A 20332-nucleotide genomic window follows, 5' to 3' on the forward strand; every position below is an offset into this window, starting at 1 on the left:
ACCGAAAACCCGGCTCAAACTCTCCCAAACTGCGTTCCAAAATGTGAATAAGTTCTTGTTTTTCCTACTTCTTATCACATTCTGCAGAAGCGGATCGTCGCGTCCCGTCACATTTGACACGCCTTTTGTCACAGGCGAGGCCAATTTTCAACAGTCTTCGCATCCCAGCCAATAACCAGCATTCGGGCCTGCCCCACATCTTGTCGCTGGGCCACATCTTGTCTCTGACATTGACAGAATGATGGCCACATGGGATTGCCGGTCCATGCGGATGTGGCGGAACTGGTAGACGCCCTGGATTTAGGTTCCAGTGCCGAAAGGCGTGGGGGTTCGAGTCCCTTCATCCGCACCACCCTTCGCCCTTCGAGCTTCGGGTGGCGGGCCACCCGAAAGCCCTGGCGAAGGAGGACCGGCGCCGTTCAGGCAGGCATCGGATTGAGCTTCAGATGCTGGATCAAGATGATGGTCTTGGCGTCGACGATACGGCCATCGGCGATGCCGGCCAGCGCCTCGTCGAGCGGCATTTCCAGAACCTCGATGTCCTCGCCCTCTTCTTGCGCGCCGCCGCCGGCCGAGATGCGGTCGGCGGGTGAATAGCGGCCGATGAAAAACCAGAGCCGTTCGGTGACGCTGCCGGGGCTCATATAGGGCGAAAACAGCCGCTCGATATCCTTCAAGCGATAACCCAGCTCTTCCTCGGCTTCCTTGCGGATGGCGGTCTCCGGATCGTTTTCGTCCAACAGGCCGGCACAGGCCTCGATCAGCGGCTCGCGGTGGCCGGTGACGTAAGCGGGATAGCGGAACTGGCGCACCAGAAGCACGGTCGAACGCAAGGGGTCGTAAGGCAGGATCACCGCACCATCGCCGCGATCATAGGTCTGGCGGATTTGCGTCTCCCACTGACCGTCGCGCCGGCGGTAGTCGAGGACGGTCTTCTTCAGGATGGCCCAGTCGTCGGAGAGGATTTCCTCCGAACGGACGCGAATACGATCTTCCATCCCGGTCTCCATGCTAAAGCGCGTCGCACTTCATGCTCCTGTTTATGCCTGTCGTTCTCCCAAAACCGGAGCCACTTTTGGGAGACATGCCTGGCCGAGGCCTAGCCGCGAACCGGCATTTCGGCAATCCCGCCCGTGATTGGTCCAGAAGCCCTTTCACCGCCTCGTGTCTGGCGCAGGCGCCATCGGTCGCCTAAATAGCTGCGAACCCTCCCGGAGTTTCTCATGGCAGCGTCGCTTTTCCAGTCGATCACTCTCGACGGCCTCACCTTCCCCAACCGCATCGCCGTCGCGCCGATGTGCCAGTATTCCGCCGAGGACGGCTCGGCCAGCGACTGGCATCTCCATCACTGGATGAACCTCGCAATGTCCGGCGCCGGCATGGTCACGGTCGAGATGACCGATGTCGAGCGGCGCGGGCGTATCACCCATGGCTGCCTCGGCCTTTACTCTGAAGACAATGAAGCGGCCGCCCGCCGCGCGCTGGACGCTGCACGACGCGTCGCCGCACCCGGCACGAAATTCGGCTCCCAACTGGCCCATGCCGGCCGCAAGGCTTCGAACCGCAAGCCGTGGGAGGGCGGCGGGCCACTGAAGCCAAACGAGGATCCCTGGCAGACCGTCTCCGCCTCGGCCATCCCCTACGACACCGGCTGGAACGTGCCGCACGCTCTGGAGGACGAGGAGATCCTACAGCTGATCGAGCGCTTCGCCGAGGCGGCAAGGCGAGCCGAACGCGCCGGCTTCGATTTCCTCGAACTGCACGCCGCGCATGGCTATTTGATCTTCCAGTTCCTGTCGCCCTTGTCCAACCAGCGCACGGACCGCTGGGGTGGCGCGCTGGAAAACCGCATGCGTTTTGCCGTCGAAATCACCAAGGCGGTGCGCAAGGCGGTGCCAAAGCTGATGCTCGGCGCAAGGCTGTCGGTGAAGGATTGGGTCGACGGCGGCTTCGACGTGGCGGACGCGATCGAAGTGGCCAAAGCGCTGAAGGACGAGGGCGTTGCCTATCTCTGCTGTTCGAGCGGCGGCAATTCGCCGTTGCAGAAATTGCCCACCGGCCCCGGCTATCAGGTGCATCTGGCGGAGGCGGTGCGCAAGGGCGCTGATATTCCGACCCGCGCCGTCGGCCTGATCGACGACCCCAAGCAGGCCGAAGCGATCGTCACCGAGGGCCGCGCCGACATGGTTGCGCTGGCGCGGGCCTTCCTGGCTGATCCGCGCTGGGGGTGGCGTGCGGCGGCGACATTCAGCGAGACAATCCACCCGGCGCCACAACTTGCCCGTTCGGTGACCACGATGCAGCATTGGATGAAGGCGGCGGGATGAACGGTTCGCGCTCCCGACACGGCGCTGTAGAGCCTTCAAACAGCCTCTGAGACGTTTGGGCGCAGGTTGACGGCCATGGTTGCAACCAAATTGGCTGCTTTGCGTTGCGGCCATGATGGACAACAAACCTTTTGAAGTGCCGGTCGTCGTCGAACTTGGCCACGTCGGCAAATATCGCCACATCCGCAGCGCCCAGGAGGCCGCGGAGTGCCTGATGACGGTGTGGCCGCTCAATCGCGGCCCGCGCCATCGTGATGCCCTCGACACTTGCCTCAAAGTGCTGGAAGGTTATCGTTCGACAGCAGATGCGCGCCGGGCGCTGATTGAAGCCGCCAAGGAATCGGAAGTGCTGGTGCCCGACGACAGACTGCCCGACGACCGACTGCATTGAGCAGACGGACCTTTCAACCGGAGGTTTTTCATGGCGAAGCTGACTTACAAGATCGTCGAACATGACGGCGGCTGGGCCTACAAGGTCGGAGCGACCTTTTCCGAGACGTTTCCGACGCATCAGGACGCGTTGCGCGCCGCCGAAATCGCCTCGGCCGAGCAGCAGGTCGCCGGAGCGACGGACGGCATCCAGTATGAGGACGCCGAGGGAAAATGGCATGAGGAACTGGCCGACGGCCGCGACCGGCCGCAGACAGAAGTCTCGGATTGATTCGGTATCGCGGTTGATGTGGAGCGGTCCGACAGAGCGCCGACCGCAGCGCCGTCCGGAGAGAGGACGCGCCAGCGGCCAGCGGCTGTCCTTGCGGACTAGCCCTCGAACATGGATTTCCAGAAAATCGGCGTGCGCTTTTCGGAAATCACGTTCTGGCTATTTGCCGCAATACTGATCGTTGACGTTTTGCCCTGCGTTAGCGTCCGGGCCTGGTGTGTTGTGGGCACATGGGCCTATTGCGCCGGTGTTGCCTTGGGTGTTCAACCCGGAGCCGTCACTGATGCTTCCCGTGGTATAGGGGTCGACAGTTGTCTGGTCGTTGTTACCGAACAGCCACCAGTCACGATTGTTGGAATACCTGTCGTCCAGTGACTGGGCCATCGCCGATGTTGCGAGACCGATCGTCAGGACGGATGCTGCGAGAATTTTTGTAACCATTGAATCACTCCATATCTTAGCCGCCTTGGTGCGACACTCATAAAACCCGGTTGTCAGCCGAATGGTTCCTTGAAATTGTCGTGAAGCTGAGGTGAGGCCCCGATCAGCAAAGCCCGGCCGGCGATGCGCTCGATGGATGCGGCGGTTCGCTCCGCGGCCACGAATTGCGGCATGTGCCCCTTGCCGTTGGGCCCCTCGATGCGGCCGAGATCTTGCTCGACCGCCACGTTATCGCAGAACATGGTGGGGAATGCGTTGGACTCAACCGAGCCATCCACCTCCGGCGGTCATGCAGTCGGGCAGGGAAGCCGGCGCCGCGGAGATGACATTGCGGCCACCGCCGCGCCGCGCTATCTCAGACCACTCGCCTTCCCTGGGCCACTCGCTTGCCGGAGCTTCCCATGCCTGAAATCGTGACCGCCGCCATGCTCGTCATCGGCGATGAGATTCTGTCCGGCCGCACCAAGGACAAGAACATCGGCCATCTCGCCGACATCATGACGGCGATCGGCATCGACCTGAAGGAAGTGCGCATCGTCCCGGACGAGGAAGACGAGATCATCGCGGCGGTGAACGCCGTGCGCGCGCGCTACACTTATGTGTTCACCACCGGCGGCATCGGGCCGACGCATGACGACATCACGGCCGATTCCATCTCCAAGGCCTTTGGCGTGCCTTGCGAATACGATGCCCGGGCCTATGCCATGCTGGAAGCAAGCTATGCCGCGCGCGGCATCGAATATACCGAGGCCCGCAAGCGCATGGCACGGATGCCGCGCGGCGCCGATCTCATCGACAATCCGGTGTCGGTCGCGCCTGGCTTCCGCATCGGCAACGTCCACGTCATGGCTGGCGTGCCGTCGATTTTCCAGGCCATGCTCGACAATGTCGTGCCGACGCTGAAGGCCGGCACGAAGATGCTGTCGGCGACCGTGCCCTGCCCGTTCGGCGAAGGCCTCATCGGGGGGCCGCTGGGTGATATCCAGAAAGCGCATCCCGATACGATCATCGGCTCCTATCCGAAATATGGCGATGGCAAGTTCTGGACCGAACTGGTCGTGCGTGCCCGCAACCAGGGGGCGCTGGACGCTGCCCGCGCCGATGTCGAGGCGATGGTCGCCGGCTTCGCCAGCAATCCCGGCTGATCTGGTCCAGACCGGAACAAAGCACGACGCTGCAACGTTTCCCCGGCACGAGTTCGCCAGCTCGTGAACTGAGGGATTGTCATGCGATTCAAAACCATCGTCGCCATTCTGCAGAACGAGCAGGACGCCGAGCGCGTGCTCGACTGCGCCATTCCGCTCGCCACCCGGTTCCAGAGCCATCTGGTCGGCATCCACGCCGAAACGCTTCCCGTGCCCTACACCTCTGCCACAGGCTTTCCCGACACCGAATTCCTGCAGGTTTCGGCAGACATGAACCGGGAACGGGCCGAGAAATTAAGGACGCTGTTTCTCAGGCATATCGAGGATTCCGGTCTTTCCTTCGAGTGGCGAAGCCTGGAGAGCTTTTCGGGTGACAGTGCGCTGACCGGGATTTCGAGCGTGCGGGCCGCCGACCTGATCATAGCAGCGCAGCGCGAAACGGGCGGCGATTCCAGCGCGGACGTTGACACGCTGGTCTACGATGCCGGCCGGCCGGTGCTGGTGGTGCCGCACGAGGGTCCGCTGATCACCACCTTCAAACGCGTCTTGCTCGCCTGGAACGGCAGCAAGGAAGCGGCGCGCGCCGCCTTCGACGCGCTGCCCTTCATCATCGAAGCCGAGAAGACCGACATATTGGTTATCGACCCTCCTGAAACGCTCGACGACAGCCCGGAGGCCGCCGGCGCCGAAATCGCGGCAGCGCTGTCGCGCCACGGCGCCACCGTCAGCGTCTCGGTGCAGCAGTCGGGCGGCAGTTCGGTCGATGACATCATCCAGACCAGGATCGCGGAGACCGGCGCCGATCTGCTGGTGCTCGGCGCCTACAGCCATTCATGGCTGCGCCAGCTTCTGTTCGGCGGCGTGACGCGCAGCGTTCTGCGCACCGCGCCGGTGGCAGCCTTCCTGTCGCGGTAAGCCCACGGCGATCGCTGGCCCTTGCCTTGCCAAGGCCCCTGCTCTTGCCAAGATGGGGGCTTTCCAGCTAATTCCGCGCGCATTCCCCTGTTTTCTTGCGCGCGATCCCCGCGTGCTGTGGAGTGCGCGACATGTCCCTTCCCGAAAAAGCCTTTCCGGTCTCCTGGGACCAGTTCCATCGCGACGCTCGCGCACTCGCCTGGCGGCTTGCCGGCGCCAACAAAGGGCAATGGAAAGCGATCGTCTGCATCACGCGAGGCGGGTTGGTGCCGGCGGCGATCATCTCGCGTGAACTTGGCATCCGCGTCATCGAAACCGTCTGCGTCGCCTCCTATCACGATTATACCAGCCAGGGGCAGCTGCAGGTCCTCAAGGAGATCACCCCTGCCCTGCTCGCCGAAGACGGCGCCGGCGTGCTGATCATCGACGACCTGACCGACACCGGCAAGACGGCGGGCATCGTGCGCGCGATGATGCCCAGGGCGCATTTCGCCACCGTCTATGCCAAGCCGAAAGGCAGGCCGCTGGTCGATACTTTCGTCACCGAAGTCAGCCAGGACACCTGGATCTATTTCCCGTGGGATATGGGCTTCACCTACCAGAAGCCGATCGCCGACGACCACGCCGGCTGATTCGCAACTACCCTGTTACAGACCAGCAGCTTGCACCGGGGATGGATTTGCTTTCGCAAACAGGTCCGGCAGAGCCGGATATTTCGCGAAATCGACGTCTATTGGCGGAAATTGGCCAGGCGAATGAAATTTTTTACTTTTATTGCCGACAATTAGCCGTAAGATTCGTGAGACGGCAAACGATTCCGGAGGCTGGGGCTAGCTTCTTCGATGTTGACGAGGCCAACGACACACAATCATCTGGCCGAAAGGGTCCGACGGCTCTTCGGCACCGCGCCGTGCCGCCTGCAGGTTGCCGCCCTGCCCTGGCGCGACACGGGAGACGGCGTCGAAATCATGCTGATCACCAGCCGCGATACCGGCCGTTGGGTTTTGCCCAAGGGTTGGCCAGAGGCCAGGGAGCCGCTCTGCGAGGCCGCGGCGCGCGAAGCCGGCGAGGAGGCCGGGCTACGCGGCCGTGTCTCTCATCTTGAAGCCGGCCGTTACTTCTACGCCAAGGCGCTGGCTTCCGGCGAAGAAGTCCCGTGCGAGGTCCTGGTGTTTCCGCTGCATGTCGACAAAGTCGCGGACCGCTGGAAGGAAAAACGCTCACGCACCCGCAAATGGGTCCGTGCAAGCGAAGCGGTGCGCATGGTCAACGAACCCGACCTTTGCCAGATCATCGCCTATTTCTGCGCCGACCCGCACAGCTTCTCCTGACGGGCGGCCACACCGCGCTCTTTGCAAAATGGGACTGGCTTGCAAAGGCTGGACACGCGTTGCCGCGCATCGACATGAATGCTTTGCTAAGGAATCAAAGGTAGGATTCGGCAGCTCTGGTATTTTTTGATCGATGGCGAATCCCGCAAATCCAATTCCAAACGAGTCCGACGAGCCTGAGCGCGAGCATCGTCCGCGCGTGCTCAAGGGCGGGTCGATCATCACCGGAATTTCGAATTCGGAAGTCGGCTGCACGCTGCGCAATCAACATGAAGGCGGAGCCGAACTGAAGATACCGCTGGAAGCCCGGGTTCCCGATCGCTTCCTTCTCTATGTGCCGCTCGACGGCATTGCCTATCGGTGTGAGGTCCGCTGGCGTCGCAATGACCGTATCGGGGTGCAGTTCACCGGCACCGAGCCAAAACCCAGGCTGCACTACGGCTGATCCATTCAGGCACGACGCTTTGGATCGTTGCCGCGTCCGGATTGCCTGGTGACGGCAAAATTGCGATCGCCGCACCGCATTCTATCCCCGTTATCCACATATGTGACACACAAGATGTTGGGGTCACAAAAGCTACGCAAACGAATCCTTGACGGCGCAAAACGAGTCGCCTTTTATAGGCCATGCGCTCCTGTTGAGAGTGCGACCGGAAAGTTCTGAGCCCGGTCTTTTTCCCGGATTATGTGCGTTTTGCTCGCATTTCCGCCTGGTTACGAGGCCGGCGGAAGCGTTGGAATTGTGGGGCGGTTGGGGTCGATAGGGACAATTGTCGGGCTTGAATAAATTGTCTGTTAATACTATATTTAGTGTTTGCAGGTAGGTTCGACGCTAGATAGTGTGAATTTCCCTCGACCGAGGGAATCGGAAAAAAATCAGTTTTGAGGGACCCGTGGGTTCGTCGGCACGTTGGACAGGCACTTCGCAAGGAGTTTGACCAGCAGGGCCGGCGGAGGCTGCGAAATGGAGAGCCGGCCGTTTTCGAACGCCGGCAGACGGCGGACATGCGCGTTTCGCATCGGGGGCAGAAATCCCTGGGGAAAAGCGCTACATATAGACAAAAGGGACCGGACCAATGCGCATCGAGCGTCGTTTCACCAAGCCAGGACAGTCCGCCTATGCGGAGATCGAATTCCGCAAGGCGCTTTCGGAGATCAAGAATCCGGATGGCTCGGTGGTGTTCCGCTTGGACAATATCGACGTGCCGGCGCAGTTCTCCCAGGTCGCAGCCGATATCCTGGCACAGAAATATTTCCGCAAGGCCGGTGTTCCGGCACGCCTGAAGAAGATCGAAGAGAACGACGTCCCCTCCTTCCTGTGGCGCTCCGTCGCCGATGAGGCGGAACTCGCCAAGCTGCCGGAAGCCGAGCGCTACGGTTCCGAGATCGACGCCCGCCAGGTCTTCGACCGCCTTGCCGGCACCTGGACCTATTGGGGCTGGAAGGGCGGCTACTTCAAGGCGTCGGAAGAAGACGCACGCGCCTTCCGTGACGAGCTTGCCTACATGCTGGCCACCCAGCGCGTGGCGCCGAACTCGCCGCAATGGTTCAACACCGGCCTGCACTGGGCCTATGGCATCGACGGCCCGAGCCAGGGCCACTTCTATGTCGACCCGTTCACCGGCAAGCTGACCAAGTCGAAATCCTCCTACGAGCATCCGCAGCCGCATGCCTGCTTCATCCAGGGCGTACAGGACGACCTCGTCAACGAGGGTGGCATCATGGATCTGTGGGTGCGTGAAGCGCGCCTGTTCAAATACGGCTCCGGTACCGGCTCCAACTTCTCGCTGCTGCGCGGCGAAGGCGAAAAACTGTCCGGTGGCGGCCGCTCGTCGGGCCTGATGAGCTTCCTCAAGATCGGCGACCGCGCGGCGGGCGCCATCAAGTCGGGCGGCACGACGCGCCGTGCCGCGAAAATGGTCATTGTCGACGCCGACCACCCCGATATCGAGGAATTCATCGACTGGAAGGTCAATGAAGAGCAGAAGGTCGCCTCGCTGGTGACCGGCTCCAAGATCGTCAAGAAGCATCTCGAAGCGATCATGAAGGCCTGCGTCAACTGCGAAGGCAATGGCGACGACTGCTTCGATCCGTCGATCAACTCCGCGCTGAAGCGCGAGATCAAGGCGGCCAAGAAGTCCGCCGTGCCGGAGAACTACATCTACCGCGTCATCCAGTTCGCCAAGCAGGGCTATAGCTCGATGTCGTTCAAGACCTACGACACAGACTGGGATTCGGACGCCTACCTCACGGTTTCGGGCCAGAATTCCAACAATTCGGTGTCGCTGAAGGACAATTTCCTGCGTGCCGTCGAGGACGATGCCGACTGGCACCTGACCGCCCGCAAGGACGGCAAGGTGCTGAAGACGCTGAAGGCCAGGGATCTCTGGGAAAAGATCGGTTACGCCGCCTGGGCGTCCGCGGATCCCGGCCTGCATTTCAACACGACGATGAACGACTGGCACACCTGCGCTTCCGCCGGTGCGATCCGGGCGTCCAACCCGTGCTCCGAATACATGTTCCTCGACGACACGGCCTGCAATCTCGCCTCGATCAATCTGCTGCCCTACCGCAACGCCGACGGCACGATCGACATCGCAGCCTACGAGCACACGGTGCGGCTGTGGACCATCGTGCTCGAAATCTCGGTCATGATGGCGCAGTTCCCGTCGAAGGAGATCGCCAAGCAGTCCTACGAATACCGCACGCTCGGCCTCGGCTATGCCAATATCGGCGGCCTGCTGATGACGTCGGGCATTCCCTACGACTCCGATGAAGGCCGCGCGATCTGCGCCGCACTCACCGCGATCATGACCGGCATGGCCTATGCCACCTCGGCCGAGATGGCCGGCGAACTCGGTGCCTTCGCCGACTACGACCGCAATGCCCAGAACATGCTGCGCGTCATGCGCAACCATCGCCGTGCCGCCTATGGCGAGAAGCAGGGCTACGAGAAGCTGGCCGTCAACCCGGTGCCGCTCGTCGCTTCCGACCTGAAGCAGCAGGACCTTGCAACCCACGCCAAGGCCGCCTGGGACCGCGCCATCGAACTCGGCGAGGAGCATGGCTACCGCAACGCGCAGGCGACCGTCATCGCGCCGACCGGCACGATCGGCCTGGTCATGGATTGCGACACCACCGGCATCGAGCCCGACTTCGCGCTGGTGAAGTTCAAGAAGCTGGCCGGCGGCGGCTATTTCAAGATCATCAACCGGGCCGTGCCGGAAGCGCTGCGCACGCTCGGCTATTCCGAAGCCCAGATCGCCGAGATGGAGGCCTATGCGGTCGGCCACGGCAACCTCAACCAGGCGCCGGCCATCAACCCCGGCGCGCTCAAGGCCAAGGGTTTCACCGACGACAAGATCGCGGCGCTCAACGCAGCCTTGAAGTCGGCCTTCGACATCAAGTTCGTCTTCAACCAGTGGACGCTCGGCGCCGACTGGGTGAAGGAGACGTTCGGCTTCACCGACGAGCAGCTCAACGACTTCTCGTTCGAGATGCTGCCGGCGCTCGGCTTCTCCCGCAAGGACATTGAGGCCGCCAACATCCATGTCTGCGGTGCGATGACGCTGGAAGGCGCGCCGTTCCTCAAGGCCGAACACCTCGCCGTGTTCGACTGCGCCAGCCCGTGCGGCAAGATCGGCAAGCGCTCGCTGTCTATCAACAGCCACATCCAGATGATGGCGGCGGCACAGCCCTTCATCTCCGGCGCCATCTCAAAGACCATCAACATGCCCAACGATGCGACGGTGGAAGACGCCAAGGGCGCCTACATGCTGTCGTGGAAGCTGGCGCTGAAGGCCAACGCGCTCTATCGCGACGGCTCGAAACTGTCGCAGCCGCTCAATTCCTCGCTGCTCGCCGATGGCGAGGACGACGAGGATGAAGCCGTCGAGCAGCTGCTCGCCGCACCTGCGGCAGCGCGTGCCGCACAGATCACCGAGCGGATCGTCGAGCGCATCATCGAGCGCGTGTCGCGCGAGCAGGAAAAGCTGCCCGGCCGCCGCAAGGGTTACACGCAGAAAGCCAAGATCGGTGGCAACACCATCTTCCTGCGCACCGGCGAATATGACGATGGCCGTCTCGGCGAGATCTTCATCGACATGAACAAGGAAGGCGCGACTTTGCGTGGCCTTCTCAACAACTTCGCCATCGCCATTTCGTTGGGCCTGCAATATGGCGTGCCGCTCGACGAATATGTGCACGCCTTCACCTTCACCAAGTTCGAGCCGGCCGGCATGGTGCAGGGCAATGACGCCATCAAGAGCGCGACGTCGATCCTCGACTACGTGTTCCGCGAGCTGGCGATCTCCTACCTCGGCCGCAACGATCTCGCTCATGTCGACCAGTCGGACTTTTCCAACACCGCACTTGGCCGTGGCATCAGCGAAGGCAAGACCGATGCGGTCTCCAAGGGCCTGACCCGTGGCGCCTCGCCGGTGAAGCTGGTGTCGCGCGTCAGCGGCAACGATCCGAAAGGCTTTGCGGCCCCATCGGGCGCCCCTGCCCGCTCGGCACCGACCGCCTTCTCCGGCTCCAACGTGCTGGCGCTGAAACCCGCCAGCGACGAAGCGGTCGCCTACAAGCGCGACTATGAGGAGCGGGCGAAGGAACTGGCCGAGGACATCGCCTTCGAGGAAGCGGCGGGTGCTGCCTCCGATGCCACGGCGGGATTGTTCACCGACGCGGCGGCCGTCGAGGCGGCCGAAGCAAAAAAACTCGCCAACGACCGCCGCGCCAAATCGCTGCTCCAGGGCTACACCGGCAATTCCTGCTCCGAGTGCCAGAATTTCACGATGGTGCGGAATGGGACCTGCGAGAAGTGCGATACGTGTGGCTCGACGAGCGGGTGCAGCTGAGATCTAGTGCCACCTCGGCTTACAGTTCGCGAGATCATTCGCCTGCTGGAGGCCGATGGCTGGTATCTGGTTGCAACCAAGGGCAGCCATCGCCAATATAAGCATGAAGTCAAAGCCGGCCGCGTCACCGTGGCTGGCAAGCCGTCTGAAGAGGTTGCGCCAGGAACACTGAACAGCATCCTCAAGCAGTCAGGTTTGAAGGAATGATGACATGCGTTACGCGGTGGTGATTGAAAAAGCAGGAAATAATTTCTCCGCCTATGTGCCGGACCTACCCGGCTGCATCGCGACAGGTGCCACTGTGGCTGAAGTGGAAACCGAGATTCGCGATGCAATACGCTTTCACATCGAAGGTTTGCGAGCCGATGGGCTGGATGTGCCCAAGGGTGTCAGCCTCGCGGAATACGTAGAGGCATAGAGGCAGGCCTCCACTCGATCCGGATCAGGCTCTGGTCCGGGCGTCTAACTCGCCGGCAACACCCTTAGCGTCTGCTTGTCAAACAACGGCTCGTCCTGGCCGATGCGGACGAACAGCAGCTTCCGACCCTCGCCCAAGGGCACTTCGAAATACTGGATGCCATCAGGCATTTCGCCCCAGCAGCCGCAGGGTGGGTCGGGAACCTCATCGGGGCGGGCCAGTGCTTTCAGTATTTTCGCAATCCAGGGATGTGTAGCGTTTGACGGCGGCAAGCGCGGCGCTCTCGGTGTAAGGCGTCGCAATAACTTGTTTGCATCTGGCCATGCGTTCGGCCTGCCCAGATCAAAGCCTCTCAGCATGCCATCTCAGATGGTCGTCCATGAAGCTGGAGATGAAAAGATACGAGTGATCGTATCCATCCTGCATCCGCAGTTTTAGCGGAATACCTGCTTTGGTGCAGGCCGCTTCAAGCAGCCAAGGCCTCAGCCCGTCGTCAAGAAATCCGTCCGACGTTCCCTGATCCACCAAAAATTCGGGGAAACGGTATCCGTCGTCGATGAGCGACGTCGCGTCGCAGCTTCGCCACGAGGCCTCATCCTTGCCGAGATACTTCTCAAAAGCCGGTCTCGACCAGCCGGCGGTGCTTGGCTGGGCGATCGGGGCGAACGCCGAGCAGCTCTTGAAACGCTGCGGATTCTTCAAGGCAATCGTCAGCGCGCCATGCCCGCCCATCGAATGGCCAAAGATTGCCTGGCGTGCCATATCGGCTGGAAATTCAGCCGCGATGAGGGCCGGCAACTCCTCGGCGACATAGGAATACATACGATAGTTCTTTGCATAAGGCTCTTGCGTCGCATCGAGATAGAAGCCGGCGCCGGAGCCGAACTGCCAGTTGTCTTTTTCATCCGGAATGTCGGCCCCGCGCGGGCTGGTGTCGGGACAAACGACGATCAGGCCGAGCTCGGCGGCCATGCGCCTGTACTCGCCCTTGTCCATTACATTGGCGTGGGTACACGTCAGGCCTGAGAGATACCACACAACGGGACAAGGCGCCTCCCGCGCCTGCGGAGGTATGAAAACGGCAAAAGTCATGTCGCAACGGCAACTCGTCGACAAATGGGAATAGACGCCCTGCACGCCGCCATGGGCTTTCGTTTGAGAGATGATTTTCATGTGTTCTCCACGTTGCAGGTCGAATGACGGTCGGTCCACCACTACCCCAGCGGCAAGCACTTGCGTCCTGCCGTCGTATGGTTCCTGTGTCGACGGATCTCAGCGCGGAAAAAGAACCTCGCCCATTCCGAGCACTGCGTTATCCCCGCCATATTTGCGCGGTGCGCTCCCCAGAAGCGGCCGTTTCAAAATGCCCTCGGCGATCAGATAACGATCGATGATGGCGGCGAAGACGCTTTCGGGTGCGCCGCATTCGACGAAGCTCGGCGACATGCGTGCCGGCGCGCGATCGAGAAGGATCGAACCGCGACGCATCAGATAGCCGGGCATCTCACCGGTGCCACCGGCCACCACCAGGGTGCCGGCGATCATACGGCTGCCTGCATGGTCGCCGGAGCCTTTCAGCACCGCGATCAGGCCGCGCCGCATGCGGTCCGCGGCGAAGGCGCCCGCTTTGCCCCTGACGATCAAAACACCGCCGTTCATGCCGGCCAGTTCCCCGACGAGCGGCGCACCGAGGTGGTCGCCGGCATTGCCCGTTATCTCAAGCCTGCCGCCGCGCATGCCGGAGCCGGCGTGTGGACCCGCATTGCCTTCGATCGTGAGCTTGCCACCGCGCATGGCGCGCCCGGCCTGGGCGCCGGCATTGCCAACGAGGCGAACCGACCCACCCCGCATGCCTTGCGCCACAAGGTCGAGGCGCGTGCTTCCGCCTTCGAACACGATGTATGTCGGATCGCTGCCGGCGACGCGAAAAATGTCGCCCACCTTCGATCCGTGCTTCGACATGCCGATCTGGATTCTTTCGACGTCGCGCCTTTCGATTCCGGCCAGCCGCTCCGGCGTCAGCGGCGACAGGTCAAGGCGCTCCGCCGGCTCGGCAACCAGGGTGAAGGTCAGCGCCTTCATGGCAGCATATCCTTCAGCGAGTAGATGAATTTTCCGAGCTTGCCGCCGTAATTGCCGGCGCTGATCCGAACCGCGCCTCTTTTCGGGCCGAGATCTATGACAGCCTTAATGCCGGCCTTCATCGCGGCGGCAACTGCATCATTGGTCTCACCATCGATGACGATTTCCAGGACGGCGTTGATGTCGGGACCGAGTTCACTCGCGACGACGCCGCGCAGTGTCGGCGCGTAGGCTTCGTTGGCCGAGGCGATCATGCCTTTGTATTTGCCACCAATCTTGGAACCCGAACGGGCAATGCCGCCCGGAAACGGCACGATGGCGCCAGGCACCATGCCGATCGCACCGACGGCGGCCTCGGCAGCGGCCAAAGCGTTGGCGCTGCTTTGCGCCATGACAAAGAAATTGCCGCCACCGACAGCTTCCTTCGTCAGTCCGGTCGTTGCTTCGCACAGGAACTCGCCATCCATGACGGGAATACGCCAGAAATGCCTGTCGCCGATCTTCTTGGAGATTTGCCAGCCGTCGCCGAAATAACGCAGTGCCGAACCGAGCTTGAGCTCGGCGCTGCCCTGCAGCCCGGCAAAGCAGGCGGAACCCGGCGAGGTCAAAACGCACTGGCCGACACGATTGAGCAGTTGTTTCTGCAATTCGTCCGTTCCCATCGCGAAAATCATGACGCGGCAGCCCGGCCGGCCATCCGGTGTGGCCGATGGCGGCAGGTCGAGATCGATTGCCGCTTCGCAGCCGCAACCGATCACCGAGGTGGCGAAGCCGGTCATTGTGATCGCCGCCTGGCGAGCCCATTTCCGGCTCGGCGCGGTGATGACGATGGCGGTTGCGCGCATGCCGAAGGCTTCCGCGAAGGTATCGTCGATCGTTACGCCATTGATGCTCATGTTCGGCATGGCACCTCGCCGAATGGCTGTTCGCGCGCAATCGCGGAATCCGGGAAATTAAACCAGTCCAGCGACAGGCCGTAGCGCTGCTGGTGATAGTCCTCGAGCCGTCGCACCATTGCCTTGTCGACAGGCGGCTTGAGCCTCAATGCCTTGCCCCAGCGGTAATGGATGATTTCCCCGTCTTGCACGACGAGATCGCCATCCTTGAAAACATACGCCGCCTCTCCGAGCGTTTTGGCGATACTGCGGTCCCTGCGATAGACAGCGACGTCGGCTGTTGCGCCGGCGCCGAGATGGCCTCGATCCGTCAAGCCGAGCAGCTTGGCCGGCGCCGCGCGCGTCATGATGGCGATTTCCTCGAACGTGTATTCGCGGTCGATTGCGGCCAGGGTAGAGAGCGCCAGGGCGGATAGGGAAAGTCCGGCGGCCATTTCGGTTCGCGCTTCCCGGCTCATCAGCAGTTCGAACAGCGCCGGATAGGCGGTAAAAGGTGCACCGTTGGGATGATCGGTGGTGAAGAACACACGCCAGGGATCGTCGATCAGGAGAAAAAGCTCGAGCCCGATCGCCCACTGCATCGTGCCGTAGAAGTCCTTGCCATAGCTGAAAGGCACGATGCCGCCGCCATTGCCGTCACCGTCATGAATGACGGTCTTTTTCGGATGCGCGCTGCCGCGCGCCGAAAACTGCCGCATGACGTCGGAGGAGACCGTGACCGTCTGGCCGAACATCACCTGGCCGATATCGATGGTGACTTCCGGCGTCGCGTTGACCAGTTCGGCAAGCCGTGCGGCGGCAGAGGAAAACCCGCGTTTTCCTTCCGTGCCATAGCCATAGAACTGGAGGTGGGCGAGATGCAGCGGCAGCCCATCCGCCGCTGCAATCGTCGCAGCCGCCGTATCCGCCGATCCGGGGCTGCCCAGATTGTTGCAATGGACATGCAAGGGATGCGGCAGGCCAAGATTGTCGACGGCGGCCTGCAGCGTCTTGACGATCTTGCGCGAACTGACGCCATAGGAAGGCACGACATCATCCAGCGAGAAGGTGCGGACGTTCTCCTTGAAGGCGGCCGCCGCACCGGCGTTGATCACCTTGACCCCAAGCGCTCGCGTCGAAGCGACCGTCCAGGCGACATAGTCCTCGATCATCGTCTGGGGGGCGTCGTCGCGGATCATCGACAACAGGAAATCGTCATTGCCGAGAATGGCAAGGGTCGCTTTGTCGATGATCGGGATGTCGGCCAGTTCGAGATGCGTGTGCAGGGCCGCTCCCGGCGACATCGCCGGCTCGACGACCGTCGTAAAGCCCATCTTTGCGTAGAGGCAGCCGGTCTGGAACGTCGACCAGCCGGCATTGGAGAGCGGCGTCATTGCTGGCCGCAGCTGATGGGCGGCATGCTGTTCGGGCAAGAGCAGCCGCGCGGTGTTCACATTGCCGCCACCGATGTGGGAGTGGATGTCGATGGCGCCAGCCATCACGATGCAGCCGCTGGCTTCGATGGTCCGGTCGGCCGCCCCTCCCGCCGGCGCCGGAACGATCTTGTCGTCCTTGATCCAGAGGTCGCCTTTGCCGAGACGGCCGTTGACGGGATCGATGATGTCGCCGCCGGCGATTTTCGTCAGCATGGCAGTGGCTCGGCGAAGGCGTGGGTAGCGATCAGGCGGATGATCGTCGCGGCGGAGGGCAATTGCGAGGCCGCTTGCGCATCGATCGACCTGAGCGAGCCCGTGCGGCTGGAGTAGACAACCGCATCGTGATCGACCCCAGCCTCGCCGATGGCCATGGTGACTGCGGCGCCGGCAACCGGCTCTTGCGTTTTCGTCAGCACAATCAGCGCCATGCGTGCCCTTTTTTTCTGCAGTTGGGCCGTTGCGGCGGAGATCCGCAGGTGCAGGTCGGCTTCGCCGGCAGCGATCATGCGCTCCACATCGCAGCGCCAGGGATCGAATTCAGGGAGGCCGCGCGCAAAGCCGGTGCGCAGCGGAAAACCTGTCATCCAGGCCGAGGCGAGCGCGCTTCCCCACCCGTTTTCGCTCGCCGGCAGATAAAGGCCGGATGCGCGCGATTTGCGATTGAGATCGGCGATCAGTCCTTGCAGCATCTCCAATGCCAAGCCTTCGGCGGCGTGGCCTGAAAACAGGAACACGGGAAAATGCGCGGCCGCCAGAGCTTTGGCAAAATCATTGAAATTCGACACCGGTTGCGATGTACGCCGCCCTTTGTACTGTGCCTTCAGTGCCGCCAGCGTGGCGGTGAGGCTAGCTTGGCCACAGGAAAGTTGCGTTGCCTTGCGTCCGCCGCTCAGCGGCGGCACAGACATCCCGTTTGGGCCTACCACGAAGAACGCGCGCTGGTTGCCGGTCGAGAGGTCGGGAACCGTCCCGGCAAGTTCGCCAACAAGACCATGATGGGTCCGCGGGAGCTCGCCCACGATCACCACGACATCGGCACGCCGGCGCGTCTCTCCGGGGGCGACGGTCATTGCCCCCTTGTCGGTAAAAAGCGCGGTCTCTCGGGCAAGTGCCGCACCATCGGCATGGTCGTATGCCGCGCCAGCCCGCTCAGCCAGCGCGATCGCCGCCCTCGTGCCATCTATATCCGTATCAAAGCTGAAAACCGGGCACCGACTTGACGACAATAGCGACGCGGCATGCGCAGCCGCGTGCTCAATCAGCGCTTCCCGGTTGCCGATCCAAGCAACCGCCATTCGCTAAACTACTTTCTGGTGCCGGCTCGATCCTAGACGAAACTGGATTGGCCGTGAACCCCACCCTGCAGCGGATCTGCGAATGTTTTCATACGCGTCAACAAATTCCGACCCTGCTAGTCATATTTGACGTAAGCGAAGCGTTGATCGGTCAGTGGAGTGCCCTCCAGTGCCCCGCCTTCCTTGGCCGGCTGCCACTGGACAACATCCTCGATCTTTTTCGCCAACTCGAAATCCTTGTCGGTAATGCCTTTCGCCGCGTGATTCGTCAGGCGCACCTCGACCCAGGCATAGGAGGCGGTGATATCAGGATGGTGCCACGCCGCCTCGGCGAGATGGCCAACCGTGTTGATGACCATGAGCGTCGATTTCCAGCTGTGGGTCTTGTATTTGCGCCGGATCCAGCCGTTTTCATAACGCCATTTCGGCAGCTCCTTCTCAAGCCGGTCGGCGATCTCGGCTTCCGAATAGACCTTTTCCTTGACTGTCTCGTTCATCTCGACCTCCGCGAATTGCTCGGTCTGTCACACGCCGGAGCCGGCAAACACGTATGCGTTCTCTTTGGCTTGCCCCATCGACGAAAACAGTTATCATGGTACCGGGCACCTAAACTTCCATGATGCATCCATGATGCACCCATCGGGGGGCAGATGTCGAATTCTGTTACCATACGAGTGCCCGCTCGCCTGCACCTTGGCTTCCTTGATCTCAATGGCGATGCTGGACGGCGGTTCGGCAGCGTCGGGCTTCCATTGAGCGAACCCGAAACCGTCGTCACCCTGTCGCGGTCCAGCGAGACCATCGTCGAAGGCTCCGAGAGCACCCGCGCCAGCGAGCATCTATCGACGCTCTGCAATCATCTCGGCATTCGCGGCCAGCACCATCTGGTGGTAGAGCAGTCGATCCCCAGTCATGCGGGTCTGGGCTCCGGCACGCAGATCGCCCTTGCCGTCGCCTCGGCGTTGCGCACGCTCCACAATCTGCCTCTGGACATCGCCGGCGACGCTAACCTGCTCGAGCGGGGCGGCCGATCCGGCATCGGCATCGCAAGTTTCGAAGACGGCGGCGTCATAGTCGACGCCGGCAAGAACGACCGCGGCGGAACGCCTCCGGTCGTCGCGCGGTTGCCATTTCCGGAAGAGTGGCGCGTCCTCCTCATCCTCGACCATTCCGGGCATGGACTGCATGGAGCAGCCGAGGTCGCGGCGTTTCGCTCGCTGCCGCCATTCCCGACGGCAGGCAGTGGGGAGATCTGCCGGAGGGTGCTGATGGGCATAATGCCGGCTTTGGTCGAGCGGAACCTTCCGGCATTCGGCGCCGCCGTCACCGCGATACAGATGCTGATCGGCAGCCACTTCGCCCCGGCCCAGGGCGGCGTGTTCACCTCGAAGCGGGTCGAGATGGTGGCCCACTGTCTCAATGAAGCAGGCGCCGTCGGCATCGGCCAGAGTTCCTGGGGGCCGACAGGCTTTGCCTTCGCGCCATCGCAGGACGCCGCACTCAAGTTCGTCGACGCGGTTCGGAAGACGACAGTTGAGGGCGGCCTTGAGGTCAAGATCGTCAAGGGCAGGAACTCCGGCGCGAAGATCAGTTCAACCAGGCTGGATCTCGTCGGCAGCTGACGCTTCAGTTTCAGGCAGAAAGGCAAGAAATGGCCCGCAAACACATCCTGCACATGCTGACACCGTTGAAGCAGATGAGCCCCTTCGACGTGAACATGGCGCTCGACGCAGGTTTCGACGCCGTCGTCCCCTATGTCGATGTGGGCCTGGCCGAAGTGACAGGACTGGTCCAGGACGCGATCTTTTCACGCCCGCCGGATGCGGGTGTCGACACCGGCATCTTCATCGCCGGGAAGGATGCCTCGTTGGCGCTCGACATGTTCGACGCCGCGAAGAAGGCGATGGTGCCGCCTTTCCAGGTTTCGGTATTTGCCGATCCAGCCGGCTCGTTCACCACAGCCGCGGCGATGGTGGCCAAGGTCGAAAAGGCGCTGGAGAAGAAATTCCAGCGTGCGCTCAGGGATACGAGGGTGGCTGTTTTCGGCGCCACCGGAGTCGTCGGCTTCTGCACCGCCGTCATCGCGGCAGGGGAAGGTGCCCGGGTCACACTTGTCGGCCATGACGGCATCGAACGGGTCAAGCAGATCGCGGCCGAGATCGAAAGCAGGTTCCACCTCACCGTCGATGCGGCTGACGGATCGAGCGACGCCCGCAAGACAAAGCTGGTCGAAGCCAACGAAATTATCCTGGCTTGCGCCAAAGCTGGCGTCCAGGTGGTCTCCAAAGCCCAATTGAAAGGCAATGACCTGCTTATTGCGGCCGACGTCAATGCCGTTCCCCCGGCCGGCATCGAAGGATTGGCCGTCAATGCCAATGGTGATCCACTCGATGCGGCAAAAGCTGTCGGCATTGGTCCGCTTGCCATCGGCAATGTCAAATATAAGGTCGAATTCGGTCTCTTCAAAAGAATGATCGAATCCGAAAAGACGATCACGCTCGGTTTTCAGGAAGCGTTTTCCCTTGCACGCGAGATTGCCAAGTAACG

At 61.9% G+C, this 20332-nt stretch carries 22 protein-coding genes and 1 tRNA gene; 14 read left to right on the plus strand and 9 right to left on the minus strand.

Going from position 1 to position 20332, the window contains the following annotated elements; genetic code table 11:
- Positions 1-267 precede the first annotated feature (267 nt).
- Positions 268-352: transfer RNA gene (locus AC0NIL_RS21395), tRNA-Leu, on the plus strand.
- Positions 353-419: 67 nt separating this feature from the next.
- Here AC0NIL_RS21395 and AC0NIL_RS21400 read toward each other — a convergent pair.
- Positions 420-998: an NUDIX domain-containing protein gene (locus AC0NIL_RS21400; protein ID WP_024504405.1), complete on the minus strand. Its 579-nt coding sequence runs from the start codon at positions 996-998 to the stop codon at positions 420-422.
- A 225-nt stretch (positions 999-1223) separates the two neighbouring features.
- On the opposite strand from AC0NIL_RS21400, the gene AC0NIL_RS21405 reads away from it, so the two are divergent.
- The 3 genes from AC0NIL_RS21405 (at position 1224) to AC0NIL_RS21415 (ending at position 2988) form a co-directional block, all read left to right on the plus strand.
- Positions 1224-2327 carry an NADH:flavin oxidoreductase/NADH oxidase gene (locus AC0NIL_RS21405; protein ID WP_473573792.1) on the plus strand — a complete coding sequence of 368 codons (1104 nt, stop codon included), beginning with the start codon at positions 1224-1226 and terminating at the stop codon, positions 2325-2327.
- A gap of 112 nt (positions 2328-2439) precedes the next feature.
- Complete coding sequence (locus AC0NIL_RS21410; protein WP_013532012.1) at positions 2440-2718, plus strand: DUF982 domain-containing protein; 279 nt, start codon at positions 2440-2442, stop codon at positions 2716-2718.
- Between the two features lie 30 nt (positions 2719-2748).
- Complete coding sequence (locus AC0NIL_RS21415; RefSeq protein ID WP_013532013.1) at positions 2749-2988, plus strand: DUF2188 domain-containing protein; 240 nt, start codon at positions 2749-2751, stop codon at positions 2986-2988.
- Between the two features lie 159 nt (positions 2989-3147).
- Here AC0NIL_RS21415 and AC0NIL_RS21420 read toward each other — a convergent pair whose 3' ends face one another.
- Entirely contained in the window at positions 3148-3429 is a 282-nt protein-coding gene (locus AC0NIL_RS21420; RefSeq protein WP_084016230.1) for a hypothetical protein, read from the minus strand.
- Positions 3430-3482: 53 nt separating this feature from the next.
- Entirely contained in the window at positions 3483-3707 is a 225-nt protein-coding gene (locus tag AC0NIL_RS21425) for a hypothetical protein (protein WP_157678554.1), read from the minus strand.
- A gap of 123 nt (positions 3708-3830) precedes the next feature.
- Here AC0NIL_RS21425 and AC0NIL_RS21430 point away from each other — a divergent pair, with 123 nt between their 5' ends.
- The 8 genes from AC0NIL_RS21430 (at position 3831) to AC0NIL_RS21465 (ending at position 12097) form a co-directional block, all read left to right on the plus strand.
- Positions 3831-4574, plus strand: coding sequence for a competence/damage-inducible protein A (locus AC0NIL_RS21430; protein ID WP_473573793.1), 744 nt, complete (start codon positions 3831-3833; stop codon positions 4572-4574).
- Positions 4575-4655: 81 nt separating this feature from the next.
- A complete protein-coding gene (locus AC0NIL_RS21435; RefSeq protein WP_024504401.1) occupies positions 4656-5489 on the plus strand; it encodes a universal stress protein in 834 nt (277 codons plus the stop codon).
- A 131-nt stretch (positions 5490-5620) separates the two neighbouring features.
- Positions 5621-6121: a xanthine phosphoribosyltransferase gene (gpt, locus tag AC0NIL_RS21440; protein WP_013532017.1), complete on the plus strand. Its 501-nt coding sequence runs from the start codon at positions 5621-5623 to the stop codon at positions 6119-6121.
- A 210-nt stretch (positions 6122-6331) separates the two neighbouring features.
- Positions 6332-6820, plus strand: a complete 489-nt coding sequence (locus AC0NIL_RS21445; protein ID WP_013532018.1) for an NUDIX hydrolase — start codon at positions 6332-6334, stop codon at positions 6818-6820.
- A gap of 133 nt (positions 6821-6953) precedes the next feature.
- The gene (locus AC0NIL_RS21450) at positions 6954-7265 is read left to right on the plus strand and encodes a PilZ domain-containing protein (protein WP_013532019.1); all 312 of its coding nucleotides are present in this window, start codon (positions 6954-6956) and stop codon (positions 7263-7265) included.
- Between the two features lie 631 nt (positions 7266-7896).
- Positions 7897-11679, plus strand: a complete 3783-nt coding sequence (locus AC0NIL_RS21455; protein ID WP_027162598.1) for a vitamin B12-dependent ribonucleotide reductase — start codon at positions 7897-7899, stop codon at positions 11677-11679.
- 6 nt (positions 11680-11685) lie between these two features.
- Entirely contained in the window at positions 11686-11886 is a 201-nt protein-coding gene (locus AC0NIL_RS21460) for a type II toxin-antitoxin system HicA family toxin (RefSeq protein WP_013532021.1), read from the plus strand.
- A 4-nt stretch (positions 11887-11890) separates the two neighbouring features.
- Complete coding sequence (locus tag AC0NIL_RS21465; protein ID WP_013532022.1) at positions 11891-12097, plus strand: type II toxin-antitoxin system HicB family antitoxin; 207 nt, start codon at positions 11891-11893, stop codon at positions 12095-12097.
- Positions 12098-12439: 342 nt separating this feature from the next.
- Here the strand turns inward: AC0NIL_RS21465 and fghA are convergent, their stop codons facing one another.
- From fghA to AC0NIL_RS21495, 6 genes are all read right to left on the minus strand, one after another.
- Positions 12440-13270 carry an S-formylglutathione hydrolase gene (fghA, locus tag AC0NIL_RS21470; protein ID WP_473573794.1) on the minus strand — a complete coding sequence of 277 codons (831 nt, stop codon included), beginning with the start codon at positions 13268-13270 and terminating at the stop codon, positions 12440-12442.
- 99 nt (positions 13271-13369) lie between these two features.
- Entirely contained in the window at positions 13370-14179 is an 810-nt protein-coding gene (locus AC0NIL_RS21475) for a formylmethanofuran dehydrogenase subunit C (protein WP_473573795.1), read from the minus strand.
- The gene (gene fhcD, locus AC0NIL_RS21480; protein ID WP_024504396.1) at positions 14176-15084 is read right to left on the minus strand and encodes a formylmethanofuran--tetrahydromethanopterin N-formyltransferase; all 909 of its coding nucleotides are present in this window, start codon (positions 15082-15084) and stop codon (positions 14176-14178) included. Before fhcD ends, AC0NIL_RS21475 begins: the two co-directional genes overlap by 4 nt.
- The gene (locus AC0NIL_RS21485; protein WP_473573796.1) at positions 15072-16703 is read right to left on the minus strand and encodes a formylmethanofuran dehydrogenase subunit A; all 1632 of its coding nucleotides are present in this window, start codon (positions 16701-16703) and stop codon (positions 15072-15074) included. Before AC0NIL_RS21485 ends, fhcD begins: the two co-directional genes overlap by 13 nt.
- Positions 16697-17785 (minus strand): tungsten formylmethanofuran dehydrogenase, encoded by a 1089-nt coding sequence (locus tag AC0NIL_RS21490; RefSeq protein ID WP_473573797.1) that lies wholly within the window; start codon positions 17783-17785, stop codon positions 16697-16699. The genes AC0NIL_RS21485 and AC0NIL_RS21490 overlap by 7 nt, the downstream gene beginning before the upstream one ends.
- 116 nt (positions 17786-17901) lie before the next feature.
- Positions 17902-18282, minus strand: a complete 381-nt coding sequence (locus tag AC0NIL_RS21495; RefSeq protein WP_013532029.1) for a 4a-hydroxytetrahydrobiopterin dehydratase — start codon at positions 18280-18282, stop codon at positions 17902-17904.
- A gap of 153 nt (positions 18283-18435) precedes the next feature.
- Between AC0NIL_RS21495 and AC0NIL_RS21500 the strand changes: the two genes are divergently transcribed.
- Positions 18436-19407: a beta-ribofuranosylaminobenzene 5'-phosphate synthase family protein gene (locus AC0NIL_RS21500; protein ID WP_473573798.1), complete on the plus strand. Its 972-nt coding sequence runs from the start codon at positions 18436-18438 to the stop codon at positions 19405-19407.
- Between the two features lie 29 nt (positions 19408-19436).
- Complete coding sequence (locus AC0NIL_RS21505; RefSeq protein WP_013532031.1) at positions 19437-20330, plus strand: NAD(P)-dependent methylenetetrahydromethanopterin dehydrogenase; 894 nt, start codon at positions 19437-19439, stop codon at positions 20328-20330.
- Positions 20331-20332 lie beyond the last annotated feature (2 nt).

It is taken from the genome of Mesorhizobium sp. WSM1343 (assembly GCF_055901535.1).